Annotated in this window: 15 protein-coding genes and 2 pseudogenes; 14 read left to right on the top strand and 3 right to left on the bottom strand. The window is 67.8% G+C overall.

Annotation, left to right across the window (positions count from 1 at the left end; genetic code table 11):
- Nucleotides 1-2 precede the first annotated feature (2 nt).
- From AAFL97_RS24510 to AAFL97_RS00935, 12 genes and pseudogenes are all read left to right on the top strand, one after another.
- On the top strand, nt 3-116 hold the full coding sequence (locus AAFL97_RS24510) for a transglutaminase-like cysteine peptidase (RefSeq protein ID WP_445954456.1): 114 nt from the start codon (nt 3-5) through the stop codon (nt 114-116).
- A gap of 831 nt (nt 117-947) precedes the next feature.
- The gene (locus AAFL97_RS00980; protein WP_341643345.1) at nt 948-1,301 is read left to right on the top strand and encodes a hypothetical protein; all 354 of its coding nucleotides are present in this window, start codon (nt 948-950) and stop codon (nt 1,299-1,301) included.
- Between the two features lie 29 nt (nt 1,302-1,330).
- The gene (locus AAFL97_RS00975) at nt 1,331-2,191 is read left to right on the top strand and encodes a substrate-binding domain-containing protein (RefSeq protein ID WP_341643344.1); all 861 of its coding nucleotides are present in this window, start codon (nt 1,331-1,333) and stop codon (nt 2,189-2,191) included.
- A gap of 168 nt (nt 2,192-2,359) precedes the next feature.
- Nucleotides 2,360-2,728: pseudogene (locus tag AAFL97_RS24505) on the top strand (hypothetical protein); the annotation flags it as partial.
- Nucleotides 2,729-3,379: 651 nt separating this feature from the next.
- Complete coding sequence (locus tag AAFL97_RS00970; protein ID WP_341643343.1) at nt 3,380-3,550, top strand: hypothetical protein; 171 nt, start codon at nt 3,380-3,382, stop codon at nt 3,548-3,550.
- A pseudogene (locus AAFL97_RS00965) lies at nt 3,547-4,571 on the top strand (ABC transporter permease). Before AAFL97_RS00970 ends, AAFL97_RS00965 begins: the two are co-directional and overlap by 4 nt.
- Nucleotides 4,568-4,723, top strand: coding sequence for a hypothetical protein (locus tag AAFL97_RS00960; protein WP_341643342.1), 156 nt, complete (start codon nt 4,568-4,570; stop codon nt 4,721-4,723). Before AAFL97_RS00965 ends, AAFL97_RS00960 begins: the two are co-directional and overlap by 4 nt.
- Nucleotides 4,720-6,093, top strand: coding sequence for a galactofuranose ABC transporter, permease protein YjfF (gene yjfF / locus AAFL97_RS00955; protein ID WP_341643341.1), 1,374 nt, complete (start codon nt 4,720-4,722; stop codon nt 6,091-6,093). Before AAFL97_RS00960 ends, yjfF begins: the two co-directional genes overlap by 4 nt.
- Before the next feature lie 28 nt (nt 6,094-6,121).
- Nucleotides 6,122-6,346 carry an FCD domain-containing protein gene (locus tag AAFL97_RS00950; protein WP_341643340.1) on the top strand — a complete coding sequence of 75 codons (225 nt, stop codon included), beginning with the start codon at nt 6,122-6,124 and terminating at the stop codon, nt 6,344-6,346.
- A 169-nt stretch (nt 6,347-6,515) separates the two neighbouring features.
- Nucleotides 6,516-7,520: an alpha/beta hydrolase gene (locus tag AAFL97_RS00945; RefSeq protein ID WP_341643339.1), complete on the top strand. Its 1,005-nt coding sequence runs from the start codon at nt 6,516-6,518 to the stop codon at nt 7,518-7,520.
- A gap of 79 nt (nt 7,521-7,599) precedes the next feature.
- Nucleotides 7,600-7,737, top strand: coding sequence for a hypothetical protein (locus tag AAFL97_RS00940; protein WP_341643338.1), 138 nt, complete (start codon nt 7,600-7,602; stop codon nt 7,735-7,737).
- Between the two features lie 194 nt (nt 7,738-7,931).
- Nucleotides 7,932-8,792, top strand: a complete 861-nt coding sequence (locus tag AAFL97_RS00935; RefSeq protein ID WP_341643337.1) for a glycosyltransferase family 2 protein — start codon at nt 7,932-7,934, stop codon at nt 8,790-8,792.
- 91 nt (nt 8,793-8,883) lie between these two features.
- Here AAFL97_RS00935 and AAFL97_RS00930 read toward each other — a convergent pair whose 3' ends face one another.
- Nucleotides 8,884-9,543, bottom strand: coding sequence for a hypothetical protein (locus AAFL97_RS00930; protein WP_341643336.1), 660 nt, complete (start codon nt 9,541-9,543; stop codon nt 8,884-8,886).
- 198 nt (nt 9,544-9,741) lie between these two features.
- Here AAFL97_RS00930 and AAFL97_RS00925 point away from each other — a divergent pair, with 198 nt between their 5' ends.
- The gene (locus tag AAFL97_RS00925) at nt 9,742-10,776 is read left to right on the top strand and encodes a proline racemase family protein (RefSeq protein WP_341643335.1); all 1,035 of its coding nucleotides are present in this window, start codon (nt 9,742-9,744) and stop codon (nt 10,774-10,776) included.
- A 170-nt stretch (nt 10,777-10,946) separates the two neighbouring features.
- On the opposite strand, the gene AAFL97_RS24500 is transcribed toward AAFL97_RS00925, so the two are convergent.
- Nucleotides 10,947-11,237 (bottom strand): tetratricopeptide repeat protein, encoded by a 291-nt coding sequence (locus AAFL97_RS24500; protein WP_445954455.1) that lies wholly within the window; start codon nt 11,235-11,237, stop codon nt 10,947-10,949.
- 768 nt (nt 11,238-12,005) lie between these two features.
- On the opposite strand from AAFL97_RS24500, the gene AAFL97_RS00915 reads away from it, so the two are divergent.
- Nucleotides 12,006-12,644, top strand: coding sequence for a FecR family protein (locus tag AAFL97_RS00915; RefSeq protein ID WP_341643333.1), 639 nt, complete (start codon nt 12,006-12,008; stop codon nt 12,642-12,644).
- Nucleotides 12,645-12,720: 76 nt separating this feature from the next.
- On the opposite strand, the gene AAFL97_RS00910 is transcribed toward AAFL97_RS00915, so the two are convergent.
- Nucleotides 12,721-15,321 carry a CHASE2 domain-containing protein gene (locus AAFL97_RS00910; RefSeq protein WP_341643332.1) on the bottom strand — a complete coding sequence of 867 codons (2,601 nt, stop codon included), beginning with the start codon at nt 15,319-15,321 and terminating at the stop codon, nt 12,721-12,723.
- Between the last annotated feature and the right edge of the window lie 43 nt (nt 15,322-15,364).

Raw genomic sequence — 15,364 nt, 5'->3', positions numbered from 1 at the left:
AGTTGTGGACGACGACGCCCTACCGCTATCTCAAGCGGCAGGCGAGCTTCCACGCGGGCCGCTGGGTCTCCATCGAGAACGGCGACGCCGTCATGGTGTCGTCGGTCGGCCATTGACCGTCGCGGGTGCCTGACCTCTGACGGCCCCGATAACGGCCTGAACCACCGCTTTCGTCATGCTCGGGCCTGTCCTGCGCATCTGCCGACCCACCTGTTTTCTTGGAGCGTATGCGATCCTCGGCACGGGGCCGAGGATGACGGAAGAGGGCTGGGCGGGCGCCGTCGATACATTGCGAGCGCCTGACGGCCACCGACGAAAGTCCGACAACCTCTCCCTCGTCATGCTCGGGCCTGTCCTGCATCTGCCGGCTCACCCCGTTTTGTTGAGCGTGCACGGATCCTTGGCACGGAGGCCGAGGATGACGGAAGAGGGCTGGGCGTGCGCCGTCGATAGCATTGTGAGCGCCGGCTACCGACGAAAGTCCGACAACCTCTCCTCGTCATGCTCGGGCCTGTCCCGAGCATCTGCCGACCCACCTGTTTTCTTGAGCGTATGCGGATCCTCGGCACGGGGGCCGAGGATGACGGAAGAGGGCTGGGCGGGGCGCCGTCGCATACATTGGGTAGCGCCTGACGGCCACCGACGAAAGTCCGACAACCTCTCTCGTCATGCTCGGGCCTGTCCCGAGCATCTGCCAACTCACCTGTTTTATTGACGTGTGCAGATCCTCGGCACGGGGCCGGAGGATGACGGAAGAGGGTGGGGCGGGGCTTTTCGCGTGGAGCGCAACCAGCGATTCGCAGGCCCCGATCCGTCCGTGACCGTTCCGTCCTCCCGCTCCCCTTTTCTCCAAAAACCGCCGTTCGCGATTTTGACGGTTTACAAAAGTAATACAATATGATGTTTTGGATGGGCTGCTGAGGAGCAGCTTTGTTTGGGAGGAAATCATGAAATTCAAAGTCGCACTCGCGAGTGCCACGATCCTTGCTGCCTCGATGTTCAGCGCTGCGTCCGCCGCCGACATGACCGTGGGGTTCTCGCAGATCGGTTCGAACTACGGCGCCGCCGAGACCACGCTGACGAAGCAGCAGGCTGAGCAGCGCGGCATCGACCTGAAGTTCGCCGACGCGCAGCAGAAGCAGGAAAACCAGATCAAGGCGCTGCGTTCCTTCATCGCGCAGGGCGTGGACGCGATCCTTCGCGCCCGTCGTCGCGACCGGCTGGGACGAGGTGCTCCAGGAAGCCAAGGATGCCGAGATCCCGGTCGCGCTGCTCGACCGCACGGTCGACGCCTCGGATGACCTCTACCCGACGGCCGTGACCCGACCTCGTGCACGAGGGCAACGTCGCCGGCAAATGGCTGGCCGACACCGTCGCCGGCAAGCCCTGCAACATCGTCGAGCTCCAGGGCACGACGGGCTCCTCGCCCGCCATCGACCGCAAGAAGGGCTTCGAGCAGGCGCTGGAAGGCAAGGACACCCTGAAGATCGTCCGCAGCCAGACCGGCGACTTCACCCGCACCAAGGGCAAGGAAGTCATGGAAAGCTTCCTGAAGGCGGAAGACGGCGGCAAGAACATCTGTGCCCTCTACGCCCATAACGATATGGCCGTCGGCGCCATCCAGGCGATCAAGGAAGCCGGCCTGAAGCCGGGCACGGACATCCTCGTCGTCTCCATCGACGCCGTGCCGGACATCTTCGAGGCCATGGCCGCCGGCGAGGCGAACGCCACGGTCGAACTGACCCGAACATGGCCGGCCCCGCCTTCGACGCCCTCGACGCCTATCGCAAGGACGGCACGGCGCCGGCGAAATGGATCCGCGACGGAATCGAAGCTCTACACCCAGGCTGACGACCCGATGAAGGTCTACGAGGAGAAGAAGTACCCGCCACCGACCTCTCCTGTCCCATCCCTTCGCGGATGCGGGACGCGTGTAGCCGTCCCCGTCCGCGTGCCGGGCGGGACGGTCAAACTCATTCGGGGGCGGATCATGCAGCCGGACAGTTCCTACGTTCTCGCGGCGACGGGGATCGACAAGATCTTCCCGGGCGCCCGGGCGCTCAACCGGGTCGATTTTTCGCGGCGCGGCGAGGTGCATGCGCTGATGGGCGAGAACGGCGCCGGCAAGTCGACGCTGATGAAGATCCTGTCGGGCGCCTATACGGCCGATCCCGGCGGCTCGGTGTCCTGATCGACGGCGAGCCGAGTCGATCGCTCGGCGACCCGCTGAAGGCGCAGGACCTCGGCATAGGCACGTCATCTATCAGGAGGTCAACCTGCTGGCGCCGAACCTGACGGTGGCGCGAAAACATCTTCCTCGGCCGCCGAGCCGTCGCCGCTACGGCGTCACCGACCGCCCGCCGAGATGAACCGGCGCGCCGGCGCGATCCTCAAGCAGCATACGGTATCGCCATCGACGTCGACGGCGGAGCTGGCCAGCCTATCGGTCGCCGAGCAGCAGATGGTGGAGATCGCCCGCGCGCTCACTCACCAAGGTGCCCGCATCATCGTCATGGACGAGCCGACCACGAGCTTTCGACGCGCAAGAGGGCGAAGCTCTTCCGACGTCATCGCCTGCGCTCAAGGCCGACGGCATCGCCATCATCTACATCAGCCACCGCATGGAGGAGATCTACCAGATCGACCGTGTCAGCGTGCTGCGCGACGGCCACCTATGTCGGCACGCTCGAGACCGCGTCCGCCGCGCCGAACAAGCTCATCGCCATGATGGTCGGGCGCGAGCTCGACAGCGAGGTGAGCAAGAAGGAGCACCGGCAGCGTGGCGGCCAGCGCCCGCGGTGCTCTCCGTCAAGGGCGTGGGCGACGGCCGTGCCGGTGCACATTGCCCCTTCGACCTCGACGTGCGGGCGGCGAGGTGCTCGGCATCGCCGGCCTCGTCGGCTCGGGGCGCACGGAGCTGGCGCGAGCTGATCTACGGCGCCGAGCGGCGGACAACGGCTCGGCGGAGGCGGAACGGCAGGCCGCTCGACCTCGCCGCGCCCCGCGACGCGCTCGACGCGGGCGATTCGCCTATCTCACCGAGGACCGCAAGGTGCACGGCCTTTTCGTCGACATGTCGATGACGCGACAACATCAATATCGGCGTGATCTCGCAGGACGCCAAGGCGGGCGGGGCGCGTCCGTTGAGCCACAGCGAGCAGGAGCGGGCGCGCCAGGCGGTCAAGGCGCTCGTCATCCGCACGGCCGGCAGCGACATCAGCGTCGGCGCTGCTGTCGGGCGGCAACCAGCAGAAGGTGATCTCTCGCCCGTCTGCTCGCGACCAATCCGAATCCTCATCCTCGACGAGCCGACGCGCGGCATCGACGTCGGCGCGAAGGCGGAGATCTATCGTCTCATCGACGCTGCGCGCAGAACGGCATGTCGCGATCATCGTCATCTCCAGCGAGCTGGAGGGAACTCGTCGCCTATTCCAGCCGCGTCATCGTGCTGCGCGACCGCGCCCATGTCGCCGAGCTCGCCGGCGAGCGCGTGACGACGGCCGATATCGTCGAGGTGATCGCCGCCTCCGGCGAAAGGAGCGCGTCATGACGGGAACCCTCAAGGCCTATGCCGTCCGGCTGTTTCCGCAGGTGGCCGCGCCCGCCGTCATCCTGTTCATGGTGTCGATCACCTTTCCGGGCTTCTTCCGGCTCGAAATGCAGAACGGCCGACTTTACGGCAGCCTCATCGACATCCTCAACCGCGGCGCGCCGGTGGCGCTGCTGGCGATCGGCATGACCGTGGTGATCGCTACCAAGGGCATCGACCTGTCGGTCGGCGCCGTCATGGCGATCTGCGGGGCGGTCGCCGCCGCCTTCATCACCGCCGGCCATTCGCTGGCCGCCACGCTCCTGATCACGCTCGGCACCGGCGTCCTCTGCGGCCTGTGGAACGGCATCCTCGTCGCCGTCCTCGACATCCAGCCGATCATCGCCACGCTGGTGCTGATGGTCGCGGGGCGCGGCATCGCCCAGCTCATCACCGAGGGCGCGATCCTCACCTTCAACCATCCGGGCCTCATCTTCATCGGCAGCGGCCCCTTCCTCGGCCTGCCCATGCCGGTGGTGATCTGGCTCGTCTTCGGCCTCATCGTGGCGCTCCTGGTGCGGCGCACCGCGCTCGGCATGCTCATCGAGGCGCTCGGCATCAACCGGCGCGCCTCGACGCTGTCGGGCGTCTCCACCGGCGTGCTGCTGATCGCCGCCTACGTGCTGTCCGGCTCTGCGCCGCCATCGCCGGCATCATCGCCGCCGCCGACATCAGGGGCGCCGACGCCAACAATGCCGGCCTCTGGCTGGAGCTCGACGCCATCCTCGCGGTGGTCGTCGGCGGCACCTCGCTGCTGGGCGGCCGCTTCAGCATCGCCGCCTCGCTGCTCGGCGCCATGATCATCCAGTCCATCAATACCGGCATCCTGCTCTCGGGCTTCCCGCCGGAATTCAACCTCATCATCAAGGCCGCCATCATCGTGCTGATCCTGGTGATCCAGTCGCCGCGCGCCAAAGTGGCCTTCGCCTGGTTCTCGCGCTCGCGCGCGGCGGGCTCCGGCACGGGGCAGGAGGCGAAATGAACCCGCGCTATCTCCCGCTCGCCGCCACCGTCGCGATCTTCGTCGTCGCCTATGCCGTCTGCGTGCTCCAATATCCGAACATGCTGTCGACGCGGGTCATCGGCAACCTCCTGACCGACAACGCCTTCCTGGCATCGCCGCCGTCGGCATGACCTTCGTCATCCTGTCGGGCGGCATCGACCTGTCCATCGGCGCGGTCATCGCCTTCACCGGTGTCTTCCTCGCGGTGCTGCTCCAGTCGACGGCGATCCATCCGCTCGCCGCCTTCGCGCTGGCGCTTGCCGTCACCACGGCCTTCGGCGCGCTGATGGGGGCGATCATCCACCATCTGGAAATGCCGCCCTTCATCGTCACGCTCGCCGGCATGTTCCTGGCACGCGGCATGGCCTTCGTGCTGTCGATCGATTCCATCCCGATCAAGCATCCGTTCTACGCCACGCTGAAGAGCGTCTATTACAAGCTGCCGGGCGGCGGGCGCATCACGCTGATCGGCGGGCTGATGCTTGTCGTCTTCGCCGCCGGCATCCTCATCGCACACCGCACCCGCTTCGGGGCGAACGTCTATGCACTCGGCGGCGGCACGGCGACGGCGCGGCTGATGGGCGTGCCGATCGGCCGGACGACGGTGGCGATCTATGCGCTGTCCGGCTTCCTCGCGGGCCTTTCTGGCATCGTCTTCTCGCTTTACACCTCCGCCGGCTACTCGCTCGCCACCGTCGGCGTGGAGCTCGACGCCATTGCGGCCGTGGTCATCGGCGGCACACTCCTCACCGGCGGCTCCGGCTTCGTCGCCGGGACGCTGGTCGGCATCCTCATCCAGGGCCTCATCCAGACCTACATCACCTTCGACGGCTCGCTGTCGAGCTGGTGGACGAAGATCCTGATCGGCCTGCTGCTCTTCGCCTTCATCCTTGTTCCAGAAGGGCCTGATCCACGTCACGGATCGAAGGCGGCGTCATGCCTGACCGTCTCCACCCTCCAGCGGGCCGGCCCTGGGCGCGCGCGCCGCGCGGCGGAGGTGACCCATGGTGCGCCGGCGGGGACTGCTGGAGACGGTGATGCAGGGCGGCATGGCGCGCACCAGCCACTGGCAGGTCGTCAACCAACTCGGCCAGGCGATCGCCGCCGGCGAGTTCCCGGTCGGCGCGACGCTGCCCGGCGATGCCGAGCTGGAGGCCCGCTTCGGCGTCTCCCGCACCGTCCTGCGCGAGGCCATGAAGACGCTGGCGGCCAAGGGGCTGGTGGTGCCGCGCGCGCGCATCGGCACCCGCGTCACGCCCAAGGCGCAATGGAACCTCTTCGACGGCGATATCCTGACCTGGCACTTCGCCGTCGGCGTCGACGAGGATTTTCTCCTGCACCTGAGCGAGATCCGCTTCGGCTTCGAGCCGCATGCCGCCGCCCTGCCGCCCGTCACGCGACGGAGGCCGACATCAATCAGATGATGCATCTCGCCGTCGCCATGGGCGATCTGGGCCACACGCGCGAGACGCTGCGCGCGCCGACCTGCGTTTTCACCTGAGCGTGATGGAGGCCTCGCGCAACCCTTCATGCGCACCGTCGGCAGTCTCATCGAGGCGGCGCTTGCCGGCGTCTTCCGCCTCAGCTCGCCCGCCACCGACCGCATCAAGATCGGCGACGTCGCGGCGAGCCACATGCGCATCGTCGAGGAAATCCGCCGCCGCGACGAGGAGGGCGCGCGCCGCGCCATGCAGAACGTCATAGACGTCGGCCGAGGCCGCATGATGTCCTCCGCGCCCGCGAGCCCGACGTGACATCTTCGCCGCGCTGGCGGCGATATCGCGCCGGCCGTGCCCGTATGCCCTTCAAAAGCCGGCGCCATTCCGCTAAGCAGGTCCGAACAGGTTTGAACAGGCGGCGTCCGGACGCCGGAAAAGAGGAAGCGGAATGACGCGGGACATGACGATCCGCCGGATGCCGCGCATGCTGCGTGCCGCCTTGCTTGTCGGGACCATGGCGCTGGCGGGCTGCGCCGGCCGGCCGGAAGGCGTGCTTGTGCCGAGCGGCGAGGCGCCGGCCGGCGTCTCGACCGTCGACCTTCTCGTCGCCACGACGCGCGCGCCCTCGCAGGAACCCGGCGTTCTCTTCTCCGGCGAGCGCGGCTCCGGCCTGGTGCTGCGCGACATCGTCGTGTCCATCCCGCCGGATCTGAAGCGCAAGGTCGGGCAGGTGCAATGGCCGGCCAAGCTTCCCGCCGACCCGCTGAAGGAATTCTCGACGGTCAGCGTGAAGACGGTCGCGGACGCGGCGGCGGGGCGGACATGGCTTGCCGGCCACCTGCCGAAGAACCGGCGCGTGCTGGTCTTCGTTCACGGGTTCAACAACCGCTACGAGGATGCCGTCTATCGCTTCGCCCAGATCGTCCACGATTCCAAGGCGGATGCCGCGCCGGTGATCTTCACCTGGCCGTCGCGCGCCAGCATCTTCGACTATTCCTACGACAAGGAAAGAACCAACTATTCGCGCGACGCGCTGGAGGACCTGCTGCGCGCCGCCATCGACACCCGCGACGTCGGCGAGATCACCATCATGGCCCATTCCATGGGGACGTGGCTCGCGGTGGAGACCCTGCGCCAGATGGCGATCCGCGACGGCAAGGTGCCGGCCAAGATCCAGCAGGTGATCCTCGCCTCGCCGGACCTCGACGTCGATGTCTTCGGCCAGCAGCTTCGCGCGCTCGGCAAGGACAAGCCGAAATTCACCATCTTCGTCTCGCGCGACGACCGCGCGCCGACGCTGTCGCGCCGCATCTCCGGCAATGTCGACCGGCTCGGCCAGATCAATCCGGCGGAGGAGCCCTACCGGTCGCTCCTGGAGCGGCAGGGCATCACCGTCCTCGACCTCACCGCCCTGAAGACCGGCGACAACCTGAACCACGGCAAGTTCGCCGAAAGCCCGAGGTCGTGCGCCTCATCGGCAATCGCCTGATCCAGGGCCAGACCGTGACGGATCTGAGGTCGGCTTCGCCGATCGGCTGGGCGCGGTGGCGCTCGGCACGGCGCAGACCGTGGGAAGCGCCGCCAGCATCGCCGTCTCCACCCCCATCGCCGTCTTCGACCCGGTCACCCGCAAGAACTACGACGAGCAATGGCGGCGTTTCGGTAGCTCGGTCGAGAACACCGCGATAACGGCCACCGGCCAGTGAGAGAGCTTGGCGATTCCATCGCCCGGCAGATCGCTATAATCGGCATCCGGCGCACGCGGAAATGGAGACGGTCGGGTGTTCAGGCGGTTCAGGCGGCATCCGTTGAAATGGCTGGAGATGATCCCTGTTCCGGGCCTGCGCCATGCCGTGGTCTCCGCCTATAGGGCTATCGACCGCAAGGGCTCCCATGTCGGTTGCGCTCGCCGACCCGCAGACGCTCGTCGAGCCCTGGCCCTACCGCTTCTTCCGCAAGAAACTTCTCTCGCGCCGGAGAGCCGCTCGTCACCGTCGTCGTCGCGACGCGCAACAATGCCGCGACGATCGAGAAGTCGATCCGCAGCCTTCTCATGCAGACGCATCGCAACCTCGAGATCATCGTGGTGGACGATGCGAGCGAAGACGCCTCCACGGGGATTATCGAGAGGCTGGCGCGGGAGGACGACCGCATCCTGTTCCTTGCCAATCCGGTCCATGTCGGCACGGGCGCCAGCCGCAATCGCGGGATGGAAGCGGCAACGGGCGACTACGTGACGTTCCAGGACGGCGACGACACCAGCCTGCCCATCCGCATAGAGGCGCAGATCGACGCCTTCCGGCGGCATCCGCGCCTGAAGCTGGTCACCTGCAACTATGTCCGGGTCAACGGCGAGGGACGGCGCATCCGCATAAACGACAAGCGCATCATGGAATGCGTCATTTCCATGATGTTCCCGCGGCGCGATATCCTCGGGAAGGTCGGGTATTTCGACAATATCAGCGTCAGCGAGGATACGGACCTGCACGAGCGCATCCGCATCGCCTTTGGCCCGGACTGTCACGTCAACGTCTTCCGGACGCTCTATCTGGCGCTCTTCCAGCCGACGTCGACGTTCTTCTCCGATGTGGAGATCGTCGGCAGGAGTGAGACGGAGGTGACCTACAGGCGAACGGCGCGGGCGGCGGACGCCTATGCGGAAATCTGCCGGCGGCACGCGAAGATGCGGGCGGGCACAATGGCTGTCTATATCGGCCCGACGCCGCTGCCCGAACCCGGCGGCTTCGAGAAAAGAGCCTGACGAGCGAGGCGCCCCGCAGGTGACGCGGCGCGCGGGACAGGGTCGCCGACAGCCGAAGCCCCCCGCGCGGAACGCGGAGGGCTCGGAAACATCACTTTCCTGTCGGTGTCAGCGGACCCAGATCACTTCGCGCGAGCCGCGGTCGACCAGGACCGGACGGTCCTCGACATAGATGTAGCCATAGGCCGCGCTTTCCGGAATCTCGACGATCTGCACGGTTTCCGGGATGACGATGCCGGCTTCGACCGGACCTTCGAGCACGACCGATCGATCGGGTGGCGCTCGACCCATAGGTGATCGTGCTTTCGGGCACATCCGGCAGGACACTGCCGGTCGTCGTCGCTTCCACCGCCGGCGCATAGACCACCTGGCGGCTATCTGTGCGCACGATGACCGGGCGGTTGTCTATATAGACATAGGCGAGGTCTGGATGGTCCGGGATCGGCGTCAGCACCACGGTATCGTCAAAGCGCGTCTCGGCGGTTAGCTCGCCGTCCAGCACGACCGGCGGCGCCGGATTTTCCGGCGACATAGACACGGGCGTCGTTCGGAACGGCCGCCTCGCCGCCGATCGCCATGCCGACGATGCCGCCAACCGCGGCCCGATCGGGCCGCCCACGACGCCGCCGGCAACCGCGCCGGCGGCAGCGCCGGTGCCCATGCCGAGCGCCGCATCGTTTTTGTCGTCGGCATGGACCGCCGTCGCGCCGAGGAGGGCGAGCGCCGCGCCCGCTACAAGAATCTTGTGCATGTCCGTTCTCCTTCGAGAGTTGGTTCTACCCCTTCGGCGGAGACAACGTGGCATGGCCGGATCGGTTCCGGCGGGCGGCGCGGCGCGCTTCACGTTGCGTGACACGCGGTAACGCCCGGCAGCGGGAAAGCAGTTGGAGCCCGGTGCGTTCCGATATATCACAGGCGCGATTTCTGCGGACAGACGGAGCACGCCGGCATGAGATGGAAACGCACGATCCAGCTTCTGGACGTTCACTGCGAGGGCGAGGTCGGCAAGGTGGCGATCGGCGGCGTGCCGAAAATCCCCGGCAACACCATCGCCGAGCAGCTCAACCACATCAACACGGTGGACGACAGCCTGCGCCGCTTCCTGTGCCTCGAGCCGCGCGCGGCGGTGACGGGCTCCGTCAACCTGCTCCTGCCGGCCAAGCGCCCCGAGGCCGACGCCGGCTTCATCATCCTCCAGGCCGACCAGGCCCATGCCTCCTCCGGCTCCAATTCGATCTGCGTCACCACGGCGCTCCTGGAATCCGGCATCGTCGAGATGAAGGAGCCGGAGACCGTCGTCATGCTCGACACGGCCGCCGGCCTCGTCAAGGCGACCGCCACCTGCCGCGACGGGCGCTGCGAGACGGTGAAGCTGACCATGGTGCCCTCCTTCGTCCACGAACTGGACGCGGAGATCGACACGCCGCACTGGGGCCGGGTCCGCTTCGACATCAGCTATGGCGGCATCTTCTACGCGCTGGTCGACGTCACGCAGATCGGCACCACCATCGAGAAGGCCAATGCCCGGGCGCTGGTCGATGCCGGCATGGCGCTCAAGGACCTGATCAACCGGGCGATGCCGGTCGTCCATCCGGAAATCCCGGAGATCAGCGGCATCGCCTATGTCATGTTCCGGGATCGCGATCCGGACGGCACGGTGCGCACCGCGACGACCATGTGGCCGGGACGCGTCGACCGCTCGCCCTGCGGCACGGGCAATTCCGCCAATCTCGCCACGCTGCACGCGCGCGGCCTGGTCCAGGTCGGCGACACGTTCCGCTCCCGCTCGATCATCGGTTCGCAATTCGAGGTGGGGCTGGAGGCCGAGACGACGGTCGCGGGCCGCCCCGCCATCATCCCGACGATCACCGGCCGGGGCTGGACCTTCGGCCTGCACCAGATCGCGCTCGACCCGACCGATCCGTTCGCCGACGGCTTCGCGATGACGGACACCTGGGGGCCGCAGGCGGGCGAGATCGGCTGATCCCGCCCGTCCGGATGGCTATTCCGCGCCGTAGTGCTTCTCTATGGCGCCGAGCGTGATCGGGTCGATCTCCGCATTGCCGGCGCCGGCGATCAGCTTGCGCTCGGCCAGCACTTCCTTGATGGCGAGACGGGCGTCGGCGCTCAACTGTTCCGGCGTGTCCCGCAGGATCACCTCCAGGTCGACGTCCCGCATCTCGAAGGCGGCCAGCAGGCTGTCGATCGCCCCTCGATGTTCTTCACGACGCCGATGCCGCTCTGCTGCATCAGGCCGAGCTTCAGCTTGCCGAAGCTGTCGCCGCGTTCGGCGGCCATGCGGAAATAGGCGGCTGCTGCCGCAAGGTCCTGCGCGACGCCTTCGCCCGATTCCAGCATGAGCCCGAGATTGATCATCGCATCGATATTGCCGCCATCGGCGCCGAGTCGGTAATAGGCGGCCGCGCGGGCGTCGTCCTCCCCGATCAGCCCGCCGTCGTCGAAGAGGACGCCGAGGTTGAAGGCCGCCGTCGCGTCGCCGCCGGCCGCCGCCTTCTCGAACCAGCGCGCCGCCTCCGCGCCGTCGATCGCGGGTGCCGATGCCGTCGCGATAGGCGACGCCGAGATTGTAGGCGCCGAGCAGGTCCCCGCCCTCGGCGGCCCTGCGGTAGAGCTGGAACTCGCTCACCGCGTCGCCGCGCTTGCCGAGCATGGCGCCGTAATTGACCATGGCGACCGTATGGCCGAGCTTCGCCGCCTCGCCGTAGAGCTTCATGGCTTCGAGATCCTGGCCGGCGCGCTCCTGCGCCCGGGCGAGCTGGAAGGCCATGCGCGCGCCGCCGCCGGCATTGTAGGCCTCGCGGCAGGCCGAGAGCGCCGGTCCGATCGCCATGTCCTCCAGGGCGACCGGCGGAAAGGCCGTGTTGCGGGTGGAATCGTAGCGGCTGCCGGCGGCGGCGTCGCACTGGGCCTCGACCGCCATGCCGTTGGCATGGGCGGCGCCGGAAAGCAGGACCGCGAAGAAAATGGCGCGGCCGGCCGTCTTCACTGTGATGGATCGCGACATCATGATCCTTCTCCCTTTCTGGATCGATGCGTGCAGAATAGCGCGGCGTTCGTATCGCGCTGTTTCCGCGGGAACAGAGAAAGGCGCCCCCGGGCGCATAAGTCTGTCATGCCGGTGGGATGCGGTGTTGACGTTCCGGCCGGTCCCGGTTCAATTCGTGTCATTGCCGTCCGCGCGAGAGGTAAGCCATGCGCCAGCACCCGTCCTCCGGTTCCGTCACGATCAGCCGCCGCCTGTTCATGGCCGCCGGCGCGCTGGCGCTCACCGGCATCGGCATCCGCGCCACGCAGGCCAACATGGTCATCGGCAAGGCGAAGGAGGTGACCGGCAACGTCACCCGCAAGCAGGAGGACCATCTGGAGGGCCTGCAGACCGGGGCGAGCATCCTGGACCGCGATTTCGTCGCGACGGGACCGGAAAGCTTCGCCGTGCTCGAGCTTGGCGACGACACGATGCTCAGGCTCGGCAGCGAGACCGAGCTCCTCATCGACAGCTTCATCGCCGGGCAGGGCGGCGTCATCGAGCTCGGCACCGGCCAGATGGTCTTCGACCGGCCGGAGGGGCTGGCCAAGATCGACCTGACCATGCGCACCGCCTTCGGCATGATCGGCGTGCGCGGCACCAAGTTCTTCGCCGGCCCGAGCCGCGGCGTCTTCGCCGTCTTCGTCGAGCACGGCCGGGTCGCCGTCACCGGCGGCGGCGTGACCCGCGAGGTCGGCCCCGGCGAAGGCGTCGAGATCGCCGCGCCGGGGGCAGTACCCGGGGAGATCGTCCAATGGGGCGAGGCGCGCATCCGCGAGGCCTATGCGAGCGCCGGCATCCGCTGAAGCATTTCCAGCCGAGGCGGCATCGCTTCGGCGTCGGATAATGCGGTAAAAACAAGATACTAGAACCGATCCGGCATCATGCCTTCGCGTCGGCGGTCTCTTCCAGCGTGAACAGCGCCATGGTGCCAAAGCCGCGGATCTCGTGGCTGCCGATGGGCACGAGCGGGCGGCTGCTCTCGCCCGCCGCGCGCGGGCCGACGCAGATCTGCGTGCCGAGGAATTTGTTGGCGTCCTGGAGGCGGGCGGCGAGATTGACCGCGTCGCCATGGGCCGTGTAGTCGAGCTTGCCGCCGGCGCCGACCTCGCCCAGCACCGCCATGCCGGTCTCGACGCCGATGCGCGTGCGGCCGAAATCCTTTTCCAGAAAGACCGGTCGGCGGCGCATCTCCTCCGTCAGCAGGCGGATGGCCTCGGCGCAGGCGAGCGCCTTGTCGACATGGCCGTCGAGATCGTCCGGCGCGTTGAAGAGCGCGTGCACCGCGTCGCCCACCACCTTGTCGACCATGCCGCCGTGGCGCGCGACCAGGGCGTTGACCTCGGAGAAATAGATGTCGAGCAGCCGGACGAGGTCATGCGGCCCGATCTTCTGCGCCAGTGCGGAAAAGCCCTCGATATCGGTGAAGAGCGCGGTCACCCGCCGCTCCTCGCCGGCGACTCGTCCAAGGTCGGGATTGTCGATATAGCGCGAGACGACGGAGAGCGGCAGATATTGCGAGAAGCGTTGCCGCGCCGTCGCCTCCGCGCGGCGGACATGGCCATATTGCAGGAGCCCCGTTGCGAGCGCGGCGAGCGCGACGACGCCGGCGATGCCGACGGCATCGGCAAGCAGAGCGGTATGGGCATAGAGTGCCGCGGCGCCGGCGAAGGCCGCGCCGACGAGGCCGAGGCCCGCAAGCGCGGCCCAGAGCGGGCGCAGCCGCGCTGCGGCGAGCGCCGCCGCCGCCCCGGCGAGAAGCGCGAGCCCCGCCTCCACCGGCAGGAGCGCCGGATCGCGCATCGGGATATGGTCGGTCAGGATCGCATTGGCGATATCCGCATGGATCTGCACGGAGGGTTCGAGCGGCATGGCGGCGCTCGCCCGCAGGCCGCCGAGATTGGGCAGGCTGCTGCCGATCAGGACCACCTTGCCGGCGATCCGCCCGGCTGGAACCGTCCCGGCCATGACGTCGGCGGCCGAGACCGTGCGCGCGGCGATGGCCTCGGCCCGGCTCGCGACGAAGCGCAGGCTGCCGTCCTCGTCGAGCCTGAGGATGCGGCCGTCATGGCGCACCCAGGTCGGGTCGCCGCCAAGGACCGGCGTGCGCGTGCCCGCCGCCATCCGCGCCACTTCCAGCCCGAGCGCCGGATAGGCGGCGTTGCCGACGATCGCATAGGCCTGCACACGGCGCACCACCGCGTCCTCGTCGCCGACGAGGAAGGCCGCCGCGGCCGAGACGGCCCTGTCCTGGAGGAAGGGGCAGGAGGTCTCTGTCCCGTCGATGAACCACAGGTCCGGCACGATCACCGGCCGTTGCAGCGCGAGCGCCGGCACGGGGCGCGGCGCGTTTTCCGCATCCTCGCCGATGAGGAAGCCGAGCACCGTCGGCGTCCGGCCGATGGCGGCTGCCAGCGCCGCGTTCGCCGTCTCGTCGGCCGCGCATTCGGTGCTGAAGACGAAGTCGAAGGCGACGGCGCGCGGCCCGGCCGCCGCCAGCCGGTCGATCAGTTGCGCCGTCTGCCCGCGCGTCCAGCTCCGCTCGGGAGCGGACTGGAAGGCCTTGCGGTCGATGTCGACGACCACGACGTCCTGCGTCTGCGCGACGGGGACGGCCTGGGTCAGCGCGTCGAAGAAGAATTCCTGCTGCCGCTCCAGCGTCGCGCCGAACAGGTAGAGGCCGGCCGCGCCCGCGAGGCTCACGGCGAGGCCGGCGAGGAAGGGCGCGCCTTCTTCGCGATCATGCCGGAACGCCCCGCGCCTCGATGCGCATCGCCGGCCTAGTCGTCGTCCGGCTCGGCGATTGCGTAGAGCCGGCCGATATTGCAATGGATGATGCCGTCCTTGCGCCGGATCGCGCCCGATCCTCCAGTGCCAGGATCGAGCGGTTGATCTTCGGCGGCTGGCGCCGACGATGCTGGCGATCTCCGTCTGGCTGAGCGAGAGCTGGAGATTGGCGCTTTCCGGCAGGTCGTCGCCATGGATGTTGCGCAGCGTCGCCAGGAAGAAGCGGGCGACGCGCGCGTCGAGATCGTAGAGTGCGATGGTCTCGAGCTGCTCCGTCGTCTCGCGCAGCTTGGTGCAGAGATAATGGATGATCGCCTGGGCGGCGGTGGGGTTGCGCGTCAGGATCTCCAGGAAGTCCCGCTTGGCGATGACATAGCCTTCCGTCGCCGTGACGGCCGTCGCATCGGCCGAGCGCGGCTGGCCGTCGAGGATCGCCATCTCGCCGAGGATCGAGCCCGCCTCGAGCTGGCGCAGCGACAGTTCCTTGCCCTGCGGCGTGATGAGCGAGAGCTTGATGCGGCCGTTGACCAGCACGATGAGATAGGTACCCTCGTCGCCGCGCTGGAAGATGACGGTGCCGGCCGGCCATCGGCGCCAGGTGGCGATCGATGCGATCTCGGCAATGGTCTCCTTGCCGAAGCCTTCGAAAATCGGAAAAGAACGCCAGAACGCGGCACTCTTGTTGATCTCGTTCATGTCCCGGTTTCCCCCGGCCGCCGCTGTCCGGGCGGGCGCGCCT

Source organism: Thauera sp. SDU_THAU2, assembly GCF_038260575.1.
Lineage (GTDB): Bacteria > Pseudomonadota > Gammaproteobacteria > Burkholderiales > Rhodocyclaceae > Thauera.
The sequence above is the reverse complement of the archived record's forward strand: the minus strand, read 5'-3'. Positions and strand labels throughout refer to the sequence as shown.

Coding starts and splice junctions, on each gene's coding strand:
- AAFL97_RS00980 (WP_341643345.1), top strand. CDS start 948: ATGAAATTCAAAGTCGCACTCGCGAGTGCCACGATCCTTGCTGCCTCG.
- AAFL97_RS00970 (WP_341643343.1), top strand. CDS start 3,380: ATGTCGCGATCATCGTCATCTCCAGCGAGCTGGAGGGAACTCGTCGCC.
- AAFL97_RS00960 (WP_341643342.1), top strand. CDS start 4,568: ATGAACCCGCGCTATCTCCCGCTCGCCGCCACCGTCGCGATCTTCGTC.
- yjfF (WP_341643341.1), top strand. CDS start 4,720: ATGACCTTCGTCATCCTGTCGGGCGGCATCGACCTGTCCATCGGCGCG.
- AAFL97_RS00950 (WP_341643340.1), top strand. CDS start 6,122: ATGCGCACCGTCGGCAGTCTCATCGAGGCGGCGCTTGCCGGCGTCTTC.
- AAFL97_RS00945 (WP_341643339.1), top strand. CDS start 6,516: ATGCTGCGTGCCGCCTTGCTTGTCGGGACCATGGCGCTGGCGGGCTGC.
- AAFL97_RS00930 (WP_341643336.1), bottom strand. CDS start 9,543: ATGCACAAGATTCTTGTAGCGGGCGCGGCGCTCGCCCTCCTCGGCGCG.
- AAFL97_RS00925 (WP_341643335.1), top strand. CDS start 9,742: ATGAGATGGAAACGCACGATCCAGCTTCTGGACGTTCACTGCGAGGGC.
- AAFL97_RS00915 (WP_341643333.1), top strand. CDS start 12,006: ATGCGCCAGCACCCGTCCTCCGGTTCCGTCACGATCAGCCGCCGCCTG.
- AAFL97_RS00910 (WP_341643332.1), bottom strand. CDS start 15,321: ATGAACGAGATCAACAAGAGTGCCGCGTTCTGGCGTTCTTTTCCGATT.